Genomic DNA, 18,073 nt, shown 5'->3' on the forward strand with positions numbered 1-18,073 from the left:
ATGCCCGAAATAAGGCAGACGATCGTCCGCCATATTCCGGATGGTTAGCCATACCTATCGATTGTTGTATCTTTCCAAAGCGGATTGCTGAATTTGAATCGCTTCTTCGATGCCCAAGCCTTTTAACATCTCCACGTAGTTATCAAAGTTGTCGAGCGACTCTGAACCCATGATGAATTTCAGCACCATTTCGTCTTTGAACGTATTAATATCGGTCATGATGGAGGAGTAGCGGCTACTGTCTTCCACAGAGATGCTAACGGGAGGCATTCGTTTGACCTGTGTTGTGTCTGACCACAATGCCATTGCTTCTTTTTGTTGTGGTTTCGTTGTGGTACTGCTCCGTGTGATGTACATCCTGTACGAATGGCCCGGAGGTAGCACCCATAATATGCTTTCGGAAGGCTTGAGAAATGGGAAGTCCGTCAGGATTTTTCAAAATAACATCCGTATACTTGGGCGTGCCATCCACCAGTGTATAGGTTTCACCTTCTTTACCAAAGTTCATGATGCGTTTGCCTTCCTCACTGTACAGGTAGTCCAGGAATTTCACAGTGCCAATCACATTTTGATTACTACCTGTGATGGCTGCAAAGATACCCGTGACGGGATTATCCATATGTCCGAATACAGGCTTTTCCCCTGGATTTAGCGTTGGGTAGGGGGTTCCGACGATTTGAAAATCAGGCTGGCTCTTCGCCATTAAGTCCATATATTTTCCGATTCCGCCATTGAGAAATAGCACCGCCGATCCCACCTGATCGCCTGTGATCTTAGCATCTGTCATTTTGGCATCATTGGTTGCAAAATCCTTGTCGAGTAAACCTTCGTTATACCATTGATTCATAGTGGTCAAGTATTCCTTGTAGCCAGGTTCAATCGGGCCGTATTTGACAGTCCCATTATCCTGGAAGAAATCATTAGGGGCGCCAAATGCACCTGCAAAAGCTAGCTCGCCTGCCGGCATAAGGATTGGAATCTCGTCGGCTTTGCCATTACCGTTAGGATCTTGTTCCTTGAACGCTTTCAAAACGGTATACCATTCGTCAATGGTCGTTGGTGTGTCGAGATTCAATTTATCCAGCCAATCTTGACGGATCGCAGGCCCGAGGAACACTTGTTGGGTGACATCTTCACGGATGAAAGGGAAGCCAATGATGTCCCCATTGTCAGTAGAAGCCATTTTTCTCCACTCAGGATTATCTTCAAGAAGTTTCTTCAGATTTGGGGCATATTCCAAGTAATCATTTAAAGGGACAAGCTTCTTATCTCTGATCGCCTTCTGCGCTCCACCAGGGTATGCATTCCAACCATAATCAACAACATCAGGCAGCTTGTTTGATGCAACCATTAAGTTGAATTGCTCTCCAAGTTGGCCTTGCGCGGGGTGTTGGAATTCGACCTCTACGCCGGTTTTGGTTTGAATTTCTTTCCAAGCCGTCACTTCTCCATAACTTTTCATAATCGCAGCGGCATCGGGGAACAAGTCAACCCAATACGTTAGTTTGGTTAAGGGTTGGTCTGGATCTGTTTGCTTGGTTAAATCGGTTTGTTGACCACTACACGCGGCTAAAGTCGTTGTGAATAGTACTGTGATAATGAATACAGCAGTATACCTGTTGAACTTTTTTGTGTGCTTGATCATAAACCCATCGCCCTCCTGATTATCCTTAATGATGTTTATATCATTGGAATGACGGTATCTAGTTCAGTGTAGAACCCCAGTTGTACGGATCGTTATGGTCGGTGTAAATCCCCTTAACCACACGATAAGCAAGTTTGGGTTTTCGATATTCGTTAACCAGCCCCTTGTTATTGAAGGAGCGTGCCCTGTCTCTAAAGTGCGGTTGATGGCTTAGGAGTTGGCCACGCGTATCAGCGAACTGCCACACATAAGTTCCGCTAATCTTAGGATCGCTTCGGAAGAGCTTCAGCGACTTGCCGAGTAGATCAGCCTGATAGTCTTCGCTAAATAAGCGTGGTTCCCAACCAGAATCTCCATAGACTCCCGCTCCGCCGAATTCAGTCATGAGCACCGGGGTATGTTCAGCTCCATATTCGTTGCAACGTTCATGAAAGACTTGGAGCATTTCTTCAAACTCAACATGACCGAAATACCATCCACCATAATAGTTAATTCCAATAACATCGAATAGTCCAAGACAGATATCAGTCATAGGGTGCATCGTGGCAAAAGCGACAAGTCTAGATGAATCTTTTTTCCGAACCAGCTCAGTCATTTTGACGGATAGATCATAAGCCTGCTGAGAGCGTGTATCGATCTCGTTATGAACAGACCAGAACAGGATTGAAGGGTGGTGGAAATCTCGCTCGATCATCTCATCCATCATGGTTAATGCGCGTTCCACGAAGAGAGGATCATCCGTTTCCTTGGCGGGAAAAGCAGCACCCCATATCGGTATTTCACTCCAGAACAGGATGCCTTGCTCATCAAGCAGGTCGATCCAGTATTCACTCTGAGGATAATGTGACCCACGTACTGTGTTACATCCCATCTGGCGGATGATATCCAGTTCCTTGGTCATCAATTTGTTAGGAAAAGCGAACCCCCACTCGGGATGCTCTTCATGCCGGTTAACACCCTGTAAGTATAGCTCCTTGCCATTTAGTATAATCTTCTTGTCACGGGTCTCTATCGTGCGGAAACCAATGCGATCAGTCAGATCGTCCTGTCCAACGACTGCTCGAAATAGGTACAGGGTAGGGTCTTCGGGTTCCCAACGTTGAATGTCTGACCATTCTTGTTCCAGCAAAAGTTCCGTGCTTCCCTTTGCTGGCAAGTAAGCGTTCTCATTTTGGAAAATATCATTGTTCCGATAGAGTGAAACAGGGACTTCAAGGGGTTTATCAGATAATGAATTAAGCTTAAGTAAGATTCGGACATTTGCGCTAGAATCGCCTGTCATTTCATAGGTAATGCGCATACCCTCAACCCATACCTCTGACAAACGTTGTATCTCTACTGGACGAATGATCCCCCCGTAGTGAAACCAATCTACAATATGATAGGGCAACGTGTTCGTTCCAAGTGTACTGTCTGTGCGGACAATAAGTTCGTGTACACCCGGAGTAACGTTAGGAATTGTAAAGTCAAACGGAGTGAACCCACCATAGTGATAGCCTAAATGCTGTCCATTCCAATAGACATCGGCATGTCCCATTACAGCGTGAAACAGCAGACGCAGGTGACTAGGATTGTCAAGGGTTACCCAGGTACGGTACCATGCCACACCTTCGTATTCGTATTTACCGAGCTCGTTATTCCAACAACCTGGTACAGGTACACGATCAGGATTGGCAGGGAAATTCGTATTCCACCCTTCAGTTAATCCGACATCGTCCTTGTCAAAAACGAAATCCCATAATCCATCAAGCTGTTGCGAATCCCTAAGTCGATGCTGCTGAAACGTTCGAATCATAATCATCATCTCCATTATATTTTTGCAATAGAACATCTTGGATGGTCTGTATGTTGGGAGTGTAGCATTCGAACCAAGGTAGCGACAATGGTAAAAACAATCTTCATCATTTGTCAAAAATGATACTATTATAGAAAGGGGGGATGTTATGGACTACGCTTTGGGAAATATGGTAGTACACATTCATTGGGTACTTGCCAAGCCGCCACTGCCAGGATGGGAAGATATAAGGCAGACGGTAACGGGGCATACCTTTTATTACATTTACAGTGGGAAGGGAACATTTCGTTGTGAGGAGAGAGATATCGAGGTTGGCGGAGGAACATTAGTATACCTATGGCCGGGCTTGCCTCTTTACATGAAATCGTCTGCTGCACATCCACTTCGTATGACAATGATTCTGTTCGATTGTGCCTCGCTTATTAAAAATGAAAATGAATGGGATAAACCTACGCCGATTGAGCGGCTGAGACTTCCATTTCTGATGCCTCTGCAAAGTGAGCGTACGAGCAGGATAGGGGAACAATTCCGGGAAGCAGAGAGGGAATGGGTGCCTGGAGATCTGGTGCGAGAGGCTAGAGTAAAGTCAGTCTGGTATCGATTGATACAAGAGATCCATGAAGCCGCTGAAGCAGGAGGAAAGCACAGTGATGAGGACGGAATAATAGAGGCACTACGAGATTTCAAAGCGAAGTTAGATACAGAATTTGCTACCGAGTTACGGATCACCGAATTGGCTGAGCAGAAGGGATTCTCACCTGTTTATTTACGGAGAACTTTTGCAGCCCGGTACGGGTGCAGCCCCAAGGAGTATCTGAATCAGCTTCGTAATGAGCATGCAGTTCGCCGGCTCCGGTTCACCAGTGATTCCATCTCCGATATCGCTAGAGCATGCGGTTATTCGGACGTCTACCAGTTTAGTAAAACGTTCAAGAAACGCAACGGGTTGTCTCCAACCGAATACCGAAGCGAGCATGAAAACTAAGGTTGACGACGAAGAATCTGAGGAAATTATATGGCTGAGTATGCGGATAAGTGAAAAAGTAGTCCCAATTCAATTGAAACTACTTTTTCACTACGTATCATGTTGTAACTATTCAGTTCTAACGCTGACAATAAGATCACTGTTCATCATCCATTGAGATGTCTAACGGTAATCGAGCGGTTACTTTTGTGCCAACACCGACTGTACTGCTGACACTAAGCCCATATGGATATCCAAACATTACTTCCAAGCGATGATGAATGTTCTTCATGCCGTAACCACCATATGCTTTCGACGATGGTTTGCTCAGAATGGTTTGAGTGGTCTGATGATTCATACCAATCCCATCGTCTTCTACATATAACTCCAGATGTGTAGAGAGTATCCTACCACTCACCGTAATTCGGCCGTTCTGCGTATCCTTCTCCAAAATGCCATGTAAAATCGCATTCTCAACCAATGGTTGAAGAATGAGTTTCAGCGTACGTTGCTCCTTAACTTCCTCTGGAACGTCCATCACTAGCTCAATGGGGTTGCGAAATCGCATATTTTGAATATCCACATAGGCTTTGATATGTTCTAATTCAGAACGAATATTAATGATATCTTCGCCATTACTAAGACTGATTTTATAAAAGTCCGATAGTGCTGTAATTAACTTAGATATATCTTTTGCGTCATACTTTAACGCGAGCCAGTTAATCATATCCAGCGTGTTGTATAGAAAGTGAGGGTTAATCTGCGCCTGGAGTGCTCGCAGTTCCATGGTTTTCATATCTTGCCCGAGTTTGAACTTATCTTCAGCCAAAGTTTCGATGCGGTGTAGCATGAGATTGAAAGAGCGGGTGAGTTCACCGATTTCATCATTATTCATTGGATTAAGTTTGATTTTCACATCGTCATGCCCTACCTTAAGCATCATTTTGCTTAACCGACGAATCCGTAGTGTACCAGAAGTCGAGACAACATAAGCGAGTGGAAAGGCGAGTAACGCTACAAGAAGAAACACCCAGAACAGCTGACTTCGCGCCTTTTGAGCTATCTCTACGATATCTTGGTAGGGCACCGCTAATATCAACTTCCAATCTGTATTTTCAACAGGAATGGCTGCCATCAGAGCTTTATCATCGCCGAGTGTTATGGTCGTGTAACCCGTTGTTAATTGTCCATGATGAGACGCTTGAATAAGCTCTTGTGGGTCGATGCTCGTGTCATGACTACTTGTCGTAACTAATTCATCGTGGCTGTTAGATAATACAGCTATGGTTTTCTCGGTATACATTGCCTGATCCAATACGTGCTGCAACGCTTTGATTGGAATTTCCGCACGTAACATACCCGATATTGGAACGTCGTTCAGCGGATCATCAATCTTTCGTATGAACGTAACTGTTTCGCCAGAAGAGTTACGATCCGCCATGCCTGGGGGCAACCAGAGATAGGGAGTACGGTTTTGCTCGACGCGCCGCATCCAAGAAGGGTCAACATCTTGAATTAACTTAAATTGATCTGTCGATTGAATAGCCGCCATGCCATTCGTCATATAGAGACTAATATTTTGGATATCTGGATTGGTCTGTACGTTGAAAATAAGCTGATTGAAATAATACTCATCAAGGAGCCAGTTTCCAATATTCTGTTGATAAGGCTCCGTGTCCTTAGTTAATATCGTCTGAATAGTATCGTGAGTCACCATAATATCAATTATTTTGCGGATGGAGCTTGTTTTATAATTCAGGAAAGAACCCGTCTGTTGCATCATTGAATCCAGCGAATATCTAGCTTGTTTTTCTGTATTCCTGGAGGTGATATATGAGTTTACGGAAATAAATATAGTGAACGATACAATCAGCAAGAGTAGATAAGTAATGAACAGCTTTTGGCGGATGCTGAGGTCTCGGAATTTACTTGTTAGCTTCTTCCATCCAGTCATAACTTCTCCCGATACTGCGTGGGAGTAAGCCCGGTTGCTTTCTTAAACATAGAAGAAAAGTAATTAGAATCGGTTAATCCGATCGAAGTAGCAATTTCATACAGTTTCATGCGGCGATCTTGTAGCAACTCCTTGGCTTTAGTAATACGAACCTCGGTAATATACTCGTTAATGGTTTTGCCCGTTTCCTTCTTAAAGAGAGCACACATGTACGTTTTGCTTAAATAAGCATGATCTGAGATCATACGTGTCGTCAGATGGCTTAGGTGGTAATGATCCTGAATAAATTGGTACACCTCCGATATCCGCGCATTAACAGCATGTTTCGCTTTCCATTGTGCAAACACCGCTTTTACGTTATCTACCACATAAGCGTTTAGTCCTTCTAGGCTTGTAATCTTATCAATCTCTTTCCAAATATATATTCGTTCTTGATGACGATCCGTTAGAGCTAATCCTTTATCCATTGCAAATTCATGAAGAGCAAGCAGATAGTGAAAGTAGATGCCAGCCACCCTTTGCGTGTTACAATCCATAAGTCGTCTAAGGTTGATGGTTTGCTGCTCGATAATCTGGCACGCTTTGTCCTCTTGTTCACTTCGTAAATGAATACGATAGGTGTTGAAGAGGTCCTCGTCAAGCACAGAGATTGCAGTATCATTTAACATTTCATAGTTTCCAGTAAATACTCTTCGGTAACCTTTGTAGAATGCCAAGTGTGATAACTCAATCGATTTTTGTATAGATTCAACAAAACCAGATTCTCTATCGATAACGCTTCCAATTCCAATGGAAAAATCAAATGTTGACCCGTATATATGTTGTAACTCTTGCAAGATCCATGCTGCCCGCTCCGCGTGAGTTTCCATTGATGAATCATCTGCAGGCAATATGGCCATAATCGTTCGGGAGTCTACAATGCCTGTTATTGAACAATGTGCTGCATGATCCCGCATCCAATGAACAATGCCATGTAACGTTTGATCCATTTCTTCTATTTCATCTCCTAATGGCGCTGCTAATACAGTGATAGGCAGAATTCTATTGTTCATAAATGCGTAGGAGGGAGAGTTGGTGATATTTACAAAAGTGGGTGTGTTGGATTGCGTCTGAGTCCAATTCGAAATCCATTGCTGCTCCATATAGTCTTTGGTTACGTATCGCGTCTGTTGCTCTAGTTTATACTGAGAGATACTTTCGCGTAAGGCGAGAGTTAATTCATCTAACTTAACGGGTTTTTCCACGTATCGAACCGCTTTTAATTCAATGGCTGACTTCAAATATTCTTTATCCGAATAACCACTCAAAAATATGATTTTAGAATCAGGATAGGTCTCTTTGAGTCGTGTGGCAAATTCGATCCCGTTCATACGAGGCATACGAACATCGCTCACAACAATTTGTGGTTTGAAATGTTTCGCTAATTCGAGTGCTTCTTTTCCGTTACTCGCACTTTCTAACTCATCGATTCCAAGTTCGTCCCACGTAATATACTTCCGCAGACTTTCAATTGTAAGTGGCTCGTCATCAACAAGTAATGCTTTCATTGAATTTCCTCCTCTAACGTCTCGACAGTTAACTCCATATTAAAATAGGGGTGTCTCCTTAGCAATAAACATTCTTAAGTAATTCATGACTCCATAATCTAACCAAGAAAATCATAATTCTACATTCTGTTGATACATCAGACTCTCACCTATAATTCAATTAGATCCAAATTGTAAACGGATACAAAATAGAGAAAAGAGGGAGAGTATGGCGACTGAAATGAAAGTTGCTGCTAAAAAGGCGGGCAGTAATACGAGAACGAGTCATCGAGTTACTGATTTCTTCCGGGAGATATTTCGGAACAAAGTTCTGTATCTCATGTTTCTACCGATTGCACTGTACTTCATTATTTTTAACTATGTTCCGATGGCAGGGCTGGTTGTTGCTTTCAAAAGTTTTAATTATCGTGACGGCATGTTCGGTAGTCCATGGGTTGGATGGGCGAATTTCGAATATTTCTTCACATCTGGAAAAGCGTGGCTCGTTACGAAAAATACATTCTTATACAATAGTGTTTTCTTAATTGCTTATCTATTCTTTTCCATTATGCTAGCGGTATTAATTGCTGAAATGGCAGGAAAAATTTTCAAAAAAACGGCTCAAACGTTTTTGTTTTTACCATACTTTTTGTCTTGGGTTGCCGTATCAGCTATTGTGTATAACCTGTTCAGCTTTGATTTTGGGCTAGTTAACACACTACTTAAGAGTTTAGGTTTTAATGCAGTCGATATCTATTCTGTTCCTTCGTATTGGTATGTTATTCTTCCTCTCTTTTATGTATGGAAATGGGTTGGATTTGGTAGCGTTCTTTATTTGTCAGCCATCATGGGTCTAGATCAATCTGCATATGAAGCTGCCAAAATTGATGGTGCTAACGTATTTCAACGCATTCGCTATCTCACCATACCTCTCCTGAAACCAACAACGATCATTCTTTTATTGCTTGGTATTGGTCGGATCATGCGCGGGGAGTTTGATATGTTTTATCAACTTGTTGGTAACAACGGCATCCTAATGGATACAACCGACATTATTGATACGCTAGTCTTCCGATCGCTCATTGTAAGCCAAGATTTCGGAATGGCTTCAGCTGGTGGTTTATATCAGTCCGTATTATGTTTCGTCATTATTATCATTGCAAATGGAATTGTTAAGCGGTACGACCGGGATCAAGCACTATTTTAGAAAAAACGAGGTGATAAGAGATGGGAAAAGGAAAAAGTATTCGCACGCCCGATATGGTACTCCTGAATATTATTGCTTATATCGTTGTAGGTTTGTTTGCCATTGTGGCGGTTGTACCATTTTTTATTGTGTTGGTGAACTCCTTCGCTTCCGAACACAGCATTATATATAACGGATATGCGTTCTTTCCTAAAGAATTTTCATTGGAAGCGTACAAGATGGTTTTTCAAAATCCTGATAAGATGATTCGCGCTTATGGAATAACCATTTTTGTAACTGTCGTAGGAACAGCGAGCTCGTTGTTCTTGTCTATGATGGCTGCATACGTCATGTTTCGAAAGGATGTAAAGTATAGAAACTCATTATCCTTCTTCTTATACTTCACAACATTATTTAATGGAGGACTTGTTCCTTTTTACCTGTTAGTCGTACAACAATTGCACCTGAAAAATAATATTCTCATTCTTCTACTAGCAGGCATGTTCAGCGTATTTAACATCTTGATTCTCCGCAATTTCTTGAATGGCTCTGTCCCCGATGCGCTTATTGAATCAGCAAAAATCGACGGTTCAGGAGACGTTCGGATCTTCTTGCAAATCGTCCTTCCATTATGCAAGCCGGCGATGGCTGCGATTGGTATGTTTACAGCGCTAGCTTATTGGAACGATTGGTGGACGCCAATGATGTTCATTGAGAAACAGGAACTGTATCCATTGCAATACACACTTTATCAAATTCTATCCAGTGCCAACTTCTCTTCCCAAATGGTCAACAGCATCCCACGGGTAGACATGCCTAAAGAGTCATTAAAGTTAGCACTGACCATCGTTGCGACAGGACCGATTGTTCTGTTATATCCATTTGTACAAAAATACTTCGTTTCTGGAATTACGGTTGGAGCAGTAAAAGGATAATTACGTGGTTAACGATCGAGGGAGGTGATGGGGGCTATCGTTTGATGTAACAAGATTGAACGGTCATTTTCCGAAAAACAAAAGGGAGGTTGTATCCATGCAAAATGTAAAGAAAACTCGTTGGTTGCGAATGTTGACATGCTTGTTATTAATAACTGTAATTGTCTCAGGATGTACTAGTGGGAATGGGGAACAGGCAGGCGGTTCCACTGCAGGAAATGATGGTGATACGTCAAGTCATGTTAAGCTTGTAGGTTATTTGCTGGGAGATGCTCCGCCAGGAATGAATGCAGTTGTGGAAGAACTTAATAAAAAACTAACAGAAGATATTAACGCTGAAATTGAGTTCCGTTACATTGGCTGGGGGGATCTTGCATCCAAATATCCTCTCGTGCTTGCAGCAGGTGATGACGTAGACTTTATTTTTACAGCTAACTGGGCTTACTATAACCAGGAAGCAGCCAAAGGCGCATTCCGTGAAATAACGATGGAAGAAATTGAGAAATTCATGCCTAAACATTATGAAGCGACCAATCCAGTTGCATGGGATGAAGCGAAGATTGGCGATAAAGTCTATATGATTCCAACTTCTTCACCGGATCAAAAGGTACCTGTGACAATTATTAGAGGAGATCTTCGTAAGAAATATGGCATTCCGGAAATTAAACGTTTTCAGGATCTTGAGCCTTACCTAGCAGCTATTAAAGCAAATGAACCAGCTATAATCCCTATTAATGCAGATAGTCAGTACGATTTCGCCAAGACATTCTATAACCTCCAGTGGGAAATGGGTCCTGCTACTGTAGATACGATGCTGATTACCAATGGTTGGTCTGGAACACATACGGAATGGGATGACCCAGATGGAAAAGTGTATTCCCAGTTCGATCCTCATATCAAGGATCAGCAGATCCAAATTGCTAAGATCGTAAAAGACTGGTATGACAAAGGCTATATTAACAAAAATGCCATGTCAAACAAAGTACGAAGCAAAGATGCCTTTGAACAAGGCACATCGGCTGTAGCATACGGTAATACAACGGATATTCAGACGACGCTAGCCAAAGCTCAAGGGCAGGGATGGGAAGTCGAAATTATACCGAATCTATCTCCAACAGGTACTTACCTGCAAGACCCTTACATTAATAACGGGATTGCCATTGCGGCTGGAACCAAAAATCCAGACCGTGCGATGATGGCCTTGGACTTAATCATGGAGGAACCATCGTATAACAAGTTAGTTTACTTCGGTATTGAAGGGGTTAACTATGTGGAGAAGGATGGCAAAATTGATCTTCCAGATGGAGTGACAGCAGATAACAACACATATGCACCCGATGCAGCTGGTTTCTGGTTTACGAATAAATCCCAATTTCCACCGATGGCAAATTGGACTGAACAATATACTACTCTTAAAGATTCGCTAGATGATATGTTAGTCCCTTATATATACAATGCCTTCTCGGCAGATACCTCAACGATCAAAACGGAACTAGCGAATCTGAATACGGTTGCTACGCAGTATCAATTACCAATCCAAGGTGGCGTTGTCAAGGATGTTGAACAGGCTTATGCAGAACTTGAAGCAAAAGCCAAAGCAGCCGGCTTTGATAGAGTCCTTGCCGAAGCGGAACAGCAGACACAACAGTTCCATGAAAAAAAGAAATAACTCAGCACAGCATTCGCTGCACGTTCGATCAGACCAAAGAAACTCTTCATTCGTCTTTGAAGGGTTTCTTTTTTTCTTGCGCAAGACTCCATAATCTAACCAAGGAAATCATAATCCAGCATTATTCTGCATCGTTAGAAGCTACATTATAATGAAACGAACAACTTGAAAACGCATACATTCATTCGTTTGAAATTGATTTTCTAGGAGGTGTAGCTTATCCTGTGTAGTTTGCCATTTTGTTTTTAGTATAGCAACTAAAAAAGGTATTTCCCCTTCATGGACAGAAAGCATGTAACATGACCAGGGAGGGATTTTCTAGTGAAGACATTCAAATGGGTTCTAGCAAGTATGATTGCGGGCGTTACTTTGGCTCTCATCTTTTTCATAGTTCTTCGTAACAACGATATGGAACGAAAAGACCAGTTTAACAATGAAGTTACAACCATCACTGGCTATCTAATAGGAAGCCCACCAGCCGGTCTGAATGATGTCTTGCAGGAACTGAATCAACGCTTGCGACAAGATCTCCAAGTGAACATTCGTCTGAAGTATATTGCTTGGAATGAGCTTATAACCAAGTACCCGATGGTGCTCTCCTCGGATGAGAGTGTGGATTTCATTTTTGCTAGTAACTGGACCTATTACAACCGCGAAGTAGCACAGGGAAGTTTTCTCGAGATTAGTAAACCTATGATCCAAAAGAATATGCCACTATATTACGCGGTGCAAAAAGAAAAGGCTTGGAAGGAAGCCGAAATTGGCGGGAAGATGTACATGATTCCCTCATCCGCTCCTGATGTAAAGGTTCCAGTGACATTAATTCGAGGTGACTTGAGAAAGAAGTACAATGTTCCTGCAATAAATACGTTCTCTGAGATTGAACCCTATCTAAAAGCCATTAAGCAGAGTGAAACGTCGATGACGCCTATCCGAGTGGACAAACAATATGATTTAACGAAAATTCATTCCAATCTGCAGTGGGAATTCGGGCCAGCAGTCGCAGATGCGATTACAACCACCAACGGTTTCTCTGGTGTTTTTACAAGTTGGGATGATCCTCAAGGAACAATCTTGTCTGTATTTGAAGAACCATTACAGAGTAGTTTCCTGAAATCAGCTCAAATTGTGAAGTCTTGGTATGACAAAGGATATATCAATCAAGATGCAATCGTGAATAAGGAACGTAGCAAAGATGCATTTGAAGCAGGTCGTTCCGCCGTTGCCTTTGGTAATACCAATGATATTCAAACTACGTTGATAAAAGCTGAGAAAAATGGTTGGGAGGTTGAGATTATTCCGAATCTCTCCTCAAAGGGCACCTATCTGATGGATCCTTACTCCAATAACGGTGTAGCTATCCCAGCTAATTCACGGCACGCAGGGCTTACGATGCAAGTGCTGGATTTAATTATGGAAGACCCAGATTACAGCCGGTTAGTTTATTTTGGGATTGAGAGTAAGAACTACGTTATACGTGATGGATTAATAACGCTCCCAGAAGGGATCACTCCGGAAGCCAATGATTACCCTCCGGATGCATCTGGTTTTTGGTTTACTAATAAGAGTACATTTCCCCCTAACGCAGAATGGAGTCAAGCTTACAAGGCTCATAAGGCTAATCTCCAAGATAAACTGGTGTCCAATCGTTACGCAGGATTTAATTTTAACGCTACAACCGTTAGAGGTCAGCTGGAACAGATGAATCGAGTTGCAATTCAATGGTTAACGCCGATTCAGAGCGGAATGGTACACGACGTGGACGAGTCTTTTCAGAAGTTTAAATCGGAAGCATTAAAAGCAGGCTACCATGAAATATTGCAAGAAGCTAAGAGGCAGGCTGATGAATATAGGGCAACGGAGTAAATCATCACTAGCATATCGACTGGAGGGTGAAACTGTGTCAATAAGGCAACTAAACTTGGTGAAATACAGTCTGAAATTAGGTTTGATTTTTGGAATTGCTTTCGGAATTTGGGGAGAAGCAGCTTCTGCTGCTCAAGATGAATCTAGCGAACCAAAGGTACTTACTCATCAATTGATAAATCCTGATTTTGAATCTGTTGACTCGTCAGAAGGGATTGATGGGTGGAGTCACGCTGGGAATGAGGAGGCCTCCCGAATCACTGAGACGGGATATGAAAGCGGGCATAGCCTACAACATGCTTCTAATGAAGCTTATGTCGTGGAAACCTTTCAGACAGTTGCGAACCTAGAGGAGGGCTATTACGTTCTCACAGCTTGGACACAGAACAGCAGCGGAGAAAAGCCGAACTATATTTTTGCCCGAGATCACGGGGCATCGGAAGAAAGGACAGCATTACCTGTATCTGAAGCGTGGACCAAAGTTACAATTAGAGGTATTCATGTAACTAGCGGTACGCTTACTATTGGATTACATTCCGAAGGAGATTCCAATCAATGGTCACGTCTAGATCACATCGAGCTTGTGAAAGATGACAACCCGTACCAATTTCTAAAAGGAGGCGATGTATCCCAGCTTACCTATATGGAATCTAATGGGGCACGGTACTTTGATCAGCAAGGAAAGGAAAAGGATGTTTTCCAGATTATCAAAGAAAATGGTCAGGATATTGTACGGCTTCGTGTGTATAACAATCCCGGCAAAGGGCGGGGAGATGGGAAATATTATGTCCCCGAAGGAATTATGGATAAAGCAGATATGTTAAAGCTAGCCAAACGTGCCAAAAACGCTGGGCTCCAAATTCAACTAACCTTTCATTATAGTGATTATTGGTCGAATGGTGAACATCAGATCATTCCAGAAGAGTGGAGAGATCAGATCAATTCATTACCGGACGAAAATGCGAAGATTGAAGCTTTAGATCGGTTACTGTTCGATTACACAACAGAAGTGATGCAGGCAATGAAAGACCAAGGTACTACACCAGAATTCGTTTCATTGGGGAATGAAATGCATGGTGGATTACTGTTTCCGTATGGTAAGGCAGGAAGTACGACTTGGCCAACACTGGCAAAGTTCCTCACTTCTGGCTCCAATGCCGTGAAAGCGGTTGCTCCTAATGCAAAAGTGATATTGCATCTTGATGATGCTGGAAACTACGATAAATATGAAGCTTTCTTCGATCGTGTAGAAAGTTATGATGTTCCATATGACATTATAGGATCTTCATATTATCCGTTTTGGACAAAAAAGAAAATAGAACCTATTCTCGAATTTACGGAACGAATTAGTGAAAAGTACGATAAAGATATCATGATTATGGAGTCAGGATACAACTGGAATCCTACTCTCCCTAATGGTGAAACGGGTCAGCTAACCGATATTGGGCCGTATCCTATTGAATTGAGTACGCCAGAAGGTCAACGAGACTTTATGATTGAGCTATTTAATGGATTGAAGTCTGTCGACAAAGGTCGAGTAATCGGCAACTTGTACTGGGATCCCATTATGATTGATGTACCAGGGATCGGCTGGGCGTTAAAAGAAAGTGATGATCAGCCTGACATAAATGCTGTATCCAATACGACACTGTTTGATTTTGACGGCAAAGCACTGCCTGTTCATGATGCCTACCGTTATAACATCAGTGGAACAACTGTTGGTATGATTTCTGGAGTGGTGACAGGCAGCGAGGGAAAACCACTGGAGGGCGTGGAGGTTGAAGTCCAAATTGAAGGTGAATGGAAATCAGGTATAACTGATCGATACGGGCATTACTTCATTCCAGATGTTCTCCCTGGTGAAGAGTACAACATTAGAGCCTACAAACCGGGTTACACTGAGGCATCGAATAGCGTTATTGAAATTGTCTATGGTGAGATGGCCACAAGTGATTTTACTCTTGAAGGAGGAGCAGTGTCAGGCACTGTGGTTGATGAGGAAGGCCGACCGTTAGAACAGGTAAACGTGTTTTTCATGGAAAACGGCATCAAACATACAGTCGAAACGAATAGCAATGGAGAATATAGACTGGCTGATCTGCCAGAAGGTCTTAATTATACTTTGAAGGCAGAGAAAATCGGCTACGCGCTTGACGAGCGCTCCGGAGTTAACGTCGTTATTGGAGAGACATCTACAGGTGTAGACTTTGTCGTGCGTTTGAATTCGGGCAGTATTCATGGTGTGGTACGAGATTCGAATAATGCGCCATTAGCATCTGCTGATGTACGAGTTAAAGTGGGGAGTACAGTATACTCTGCTCTTACAGATGAACACGGCAAATACACTATTTTACATGTTCCTGAAGGATCGGATCACACCGTCATTGTCTCTAAAGAAAAATACGTGACAGCCGAAAAATCTTCAGTGAGTGTGCGTATTGGAGAAACAACAACTGAAGTTAATTTTGAACTTGTCGAGAACATCGGTAGTATAGCCGGTGAAGTAAGTGAACCTGAGGGTAAATCCGTTGCTGGTGCTACTGTCGTTGCAGTATTGGATAATCAAAAGTATGAAACCATATCTGATGCCAATGGACGCTACCGTTTAGATGGAGTTCCTACGGGTGCTTCATACATTCTAAAAGCGACAAAAAATGGATATATGAGTGCAGAAGTGAATGATATCAAAGTCACCCTACAACAGACAACCGAGCGTATCAATCTACGGCTTGCAACAGAAGTTCAGATTGTAAACAACGGTTTTGAGGAGCAAGGTGCAGATTCTTATGATGTTCCTGGATGGACATTAACTGGAACACCGTATGCTTCCTATGCCCAGGCGCATAGTGCGGTGAAAGAAGGGCAGTATGTATTGACAAGTTGGATGGATGATCCATATAAGACCCAAATTACCCAAACCATATCTGATATTCCTGCAGGTGAGTATGTCGTTAGCGCTTGGATTTATAATGGGGGCGGGCAAAACGAGTACTATATGTTCATGCAGGACGGTGATTCTGAGCCAGTGAAGATGGATATACCTAGCACTCATGGTATGAGTCAGGTAAGTCTGAATACAAGTGTAACGAAAGGCAAACTGACCATAGGCTTTTATAGCGATGCACGAGCCGGAAATTGGTCACTTATTGACGATGTCAAACTTGGTTATAAGGGAAGTGAAGACGCGGGGGAGACACCGTCAAATCCGTCAAACCCATCGAACCCATCGAACCCGGCGAATCCTGGTCAGGAAACTCCACCTGTATCCAATCCCGGATCTAACGGGGGTACAAGCGCCGGAGGAGCCGCACCTTCTGCGCCAAATAATGTGGCAGATGGACCAGATGCAGCAATCTCAGGAAATACGCTCTCTATTGAAGCGGAAGCAGATCGAAATGGCCTGATCAAAGCCAGTATTAAAGCGGCTGACATTGTGTCGGCAGTACAGTCCAGTCGGCAGCAAACCATTATCATTCAAATGAAATCTAAGACAGCGATACAAAAGGCTGAACTCGAACTACCTATAAAAAGTCTACTTGATAGTAAAATCCAGTCTTTTTCCATTGTGACACCCATTTCATCTATTCACATTCCTATAAGCGTGTTAACACAATTGAGCGATGATGATGCGTCATCCCCACTTCTAGTTTCAATTGCGAAAGAGTCCTTACCTGAGAGATGGGCAATTCAAAAGGCCACATCTCAACATGGAGCATATCACGTACAATTATTTATCGCTGGAAAGCAACTACCGCTACCAGATCAATCTGAAGTTCAGCTCACGTTTCCGTTTGCACTTCAGGAAGGGGAGCGTGAACATACGATGGTAGCTTATGTTCAAAATGAAATGCAAGCTCCGCAAGTAATCAAACGTGTCAACTACAATCCGGAGCGAGCTCGGTTGGAACTTGTTACTCATAAGCTTGGTCTTATTGTACCTGCTAGTGTTGAGCACTCTTATAGGGATATCGAAGGTATCACTTGGGCGAAACCAAGCATTGAAGGCTTATCCGCGAGAAATATGATTCATGGATTACCTAATGGGGAATTCGCACCGAACAAAACGGTGACTCGGGCAGAGTTTGTTCAGATGCTTGTGAGTGCATTTGAACTTCCAGCGGTCTCCTCGAATTCAGCTTTTAGCGATGTTAGTCTTGGAAAATGGTATAGCCAAGCTATCGTTTCAGCGGAGCAGGCTCGTGTGATTACTGGACGTGGAGATGGCACTTTCGGCGTTCACGATCAGTTAACAAGGCAGGATGCAGCTGTGATGTTGTACAACATGCTCCAAACAAGTGGAACAAGTTTTGAAAATTTCGATGTTAACAGCAAATTTAGTGATGAAAAAGACATTAGTGGTTATGCACTCGAATCTGTTCATCAGTTAAAATCTACTGGAATACTACAAGGTATGGGGGATGGTAAATTTGCTCCGAAATTGAGCTTAACCCGGGCTCAAGCGGCAGTTATGGTCTACGAGCTGATTCAACAGCGTAGCCAGATCTTATCACTGCAGTAAAAATAAAGATGCCC

At 42.8% G+C, this 18,073-nt stretch carries 11 protein-coding genes; 6 read left to right on the forward strand and 5 right to left on the reverse strand.

Annotated features, from left to right (window positions below):
- Window positions 1-54: 54 nt before the first annotated feature.
- Genes V6W81_RS13395 through V6W81_RS13405 form a run of 3 tightly spaced genes read right to left on the reverse strand, consistent with a single transcriptional unit; the run spans window position 55 to window position 3,440 of the window.
- Window positions 55-300 (reverse strand): hypothetical protein, encoded by a 246-nt coding sequence (locus V6W81_RS13395; protein WP_338543679.1) that lies wholly within the window; start codon window positions 298-300, stop codon window positions 55-57.
- Window positions 257-1,645, reverse strand: coding sequence for an extracellular solute-binding protein (locus V6W81_RS13400; RefSeq protein ID WP_338543681.1), 1,389 nt, complete (start codon window positions 1,643-1,645; stop codon window positions 257-259). Before V6W81_RS13400 ends, V6W81_RS13395 begins: the two co-directional genes overlap by 44 nt.
- 58 nt (window positions 1,646-1,703) lie before the next feature.
- Window positions 1,704-3,440: a glycoside hydrolase family 2 protein gene (locus V6W81_RS13405; protein WP_338543682.1), complete on the reverse strand. Its 1,737-nt coding sequence runs from the start codon at window positions 3,438-3,440 to the stop codon at window positions 1,704-1,706.
- A gap of 148 nt (window positions 3,441-3,588) precedes the next feature.
- Here V6W81_RS13405 and V6W81_RS13410 point away from each other — a divergent pair, with 148 nt between their 5' ends.
- Window positions 3,589-4,425 carry an AraC family transcriptional regulator gene (locus V6W81_RS13410; protein ID WP_338543684.1) on the forward strand — a complete coding sequence of 279 codons (837 nt, stop codon included), beginning with the start codon at window positions 3,589-3,591 and terminating at the stop codon, window positions 4,423-4,425.
- Window positions 4,426-4,561: 136 nt separating this feature from the next.
- Here V6W81_RS13410 and V6W81_RS13415 read toward each other — a convergent pair whose 3' ends face one another.
- Together V6W81_RS13415 and V6W81_RS13420 are read right to left on the reverse strand one after the other, a co-directional pair.
- Entirely contained in the window at window positions 4,562-6,358 is a 1,797-nt protein-coding gene (locus V6W81_RS13415) for a cache domain-containing sensor histidine kinase (RefSeq protein WP_338543686.1), read from the reverse strand.
- Window positions 6,355-7,905, reverse strand: coding sequence for a response regulator (locus tag V6W81_RS13420; protein WP_338543688.1), 1,551 nt, complete (start codon window positions 7,903-7,905; stop codon window positions 6,355-6,357). The genes V6W81_RS13415 and V6W81_RS13420 overlap by 4 nt, the downstream gene beginning before the upstream one ends.
- A 319-nt stretch (window positions 7,906-8,224) precedes the next feature.
- Here V6W81_RS13420 and V6W81_RS13425 point away from each other — a divergent pair, with 319 nt between their 5' ends.
- From V6W81_RS13425 to V6W81_RS13445, 5 genes are all read left to right on the forward strand, one after another.
- Complete coding sequence (locus V6W81_RS13425; protein ID WP_430701355.1) at window positions 8,225-9,091, forward strand: ABC transporter permease; 867 nt, start codon at window positions 8,225-8,227, stop codon at window positions 9,089-9,091.
- 20 nt (window positions 9,092-9,111) lie between these two features.
- Window positions 9,112-10,005 (forward strand): carbohydrate ABC transporter permease, encoded by an 894-nt coding sequence (locus V6W81_RS13430; RefSeq protein WP_338543690.1) that lies wholly within the window; start codon window positions 9,112-9,114, stop codon window positions 10,003-10,005.
- Between the two features lie 97 nt (window positions 10,006-10,102).
- Complete coding sequence (locus tag V6W81_RS13435) at window positions 10,103-11,674, forward strand: DUF3502 domain-containing protein (protein ID WP_338543692.1); 1,572 nt, start codon at window positions 10,103-10,105, stop codon at window positions 11,672-11,674.
- Between the two features lie 321 nt (window positions 11,675-11,995).
- Window positions 11,996-13,540 carry a DUF3502 domain-containing protein gene (locus tag V6W81_RS13440; protein ID WP_338543693.1) on the forward strand — a complete coding sequence of 515 codons (1,545 nt, stop codon included), beginning with the start codon at window positions 11,996-11,998 and terminating at the stop codon, window positions 13,538-13,540.
- Window positions 13,541-13,574: 34 nt separating this feature from the next.
- Window positions 13,575-18,059: a glycosyl hydrolase 53 family protein gene (locus V6W81_RS13445; RefSeq protein WP_338543694.1), complete on the forward strand. Its 4,485-nt coding sequence runs from the start codon at window positions 13,575-13,577 to the stop codon at window positions 18,057-18,059.
- Window positions 18,060-18,073 lie beyond the last annotated feature (14 nt).

This window comes from Paenibacillus tundrae, from assembly GCF_036884255.1.
In the GTDB taxonomy this organism is placed as follows: Bacteria; Bacillota; Bacilli; order Paenibacillales; family Paenibacillaceae; genus Paenibacillus.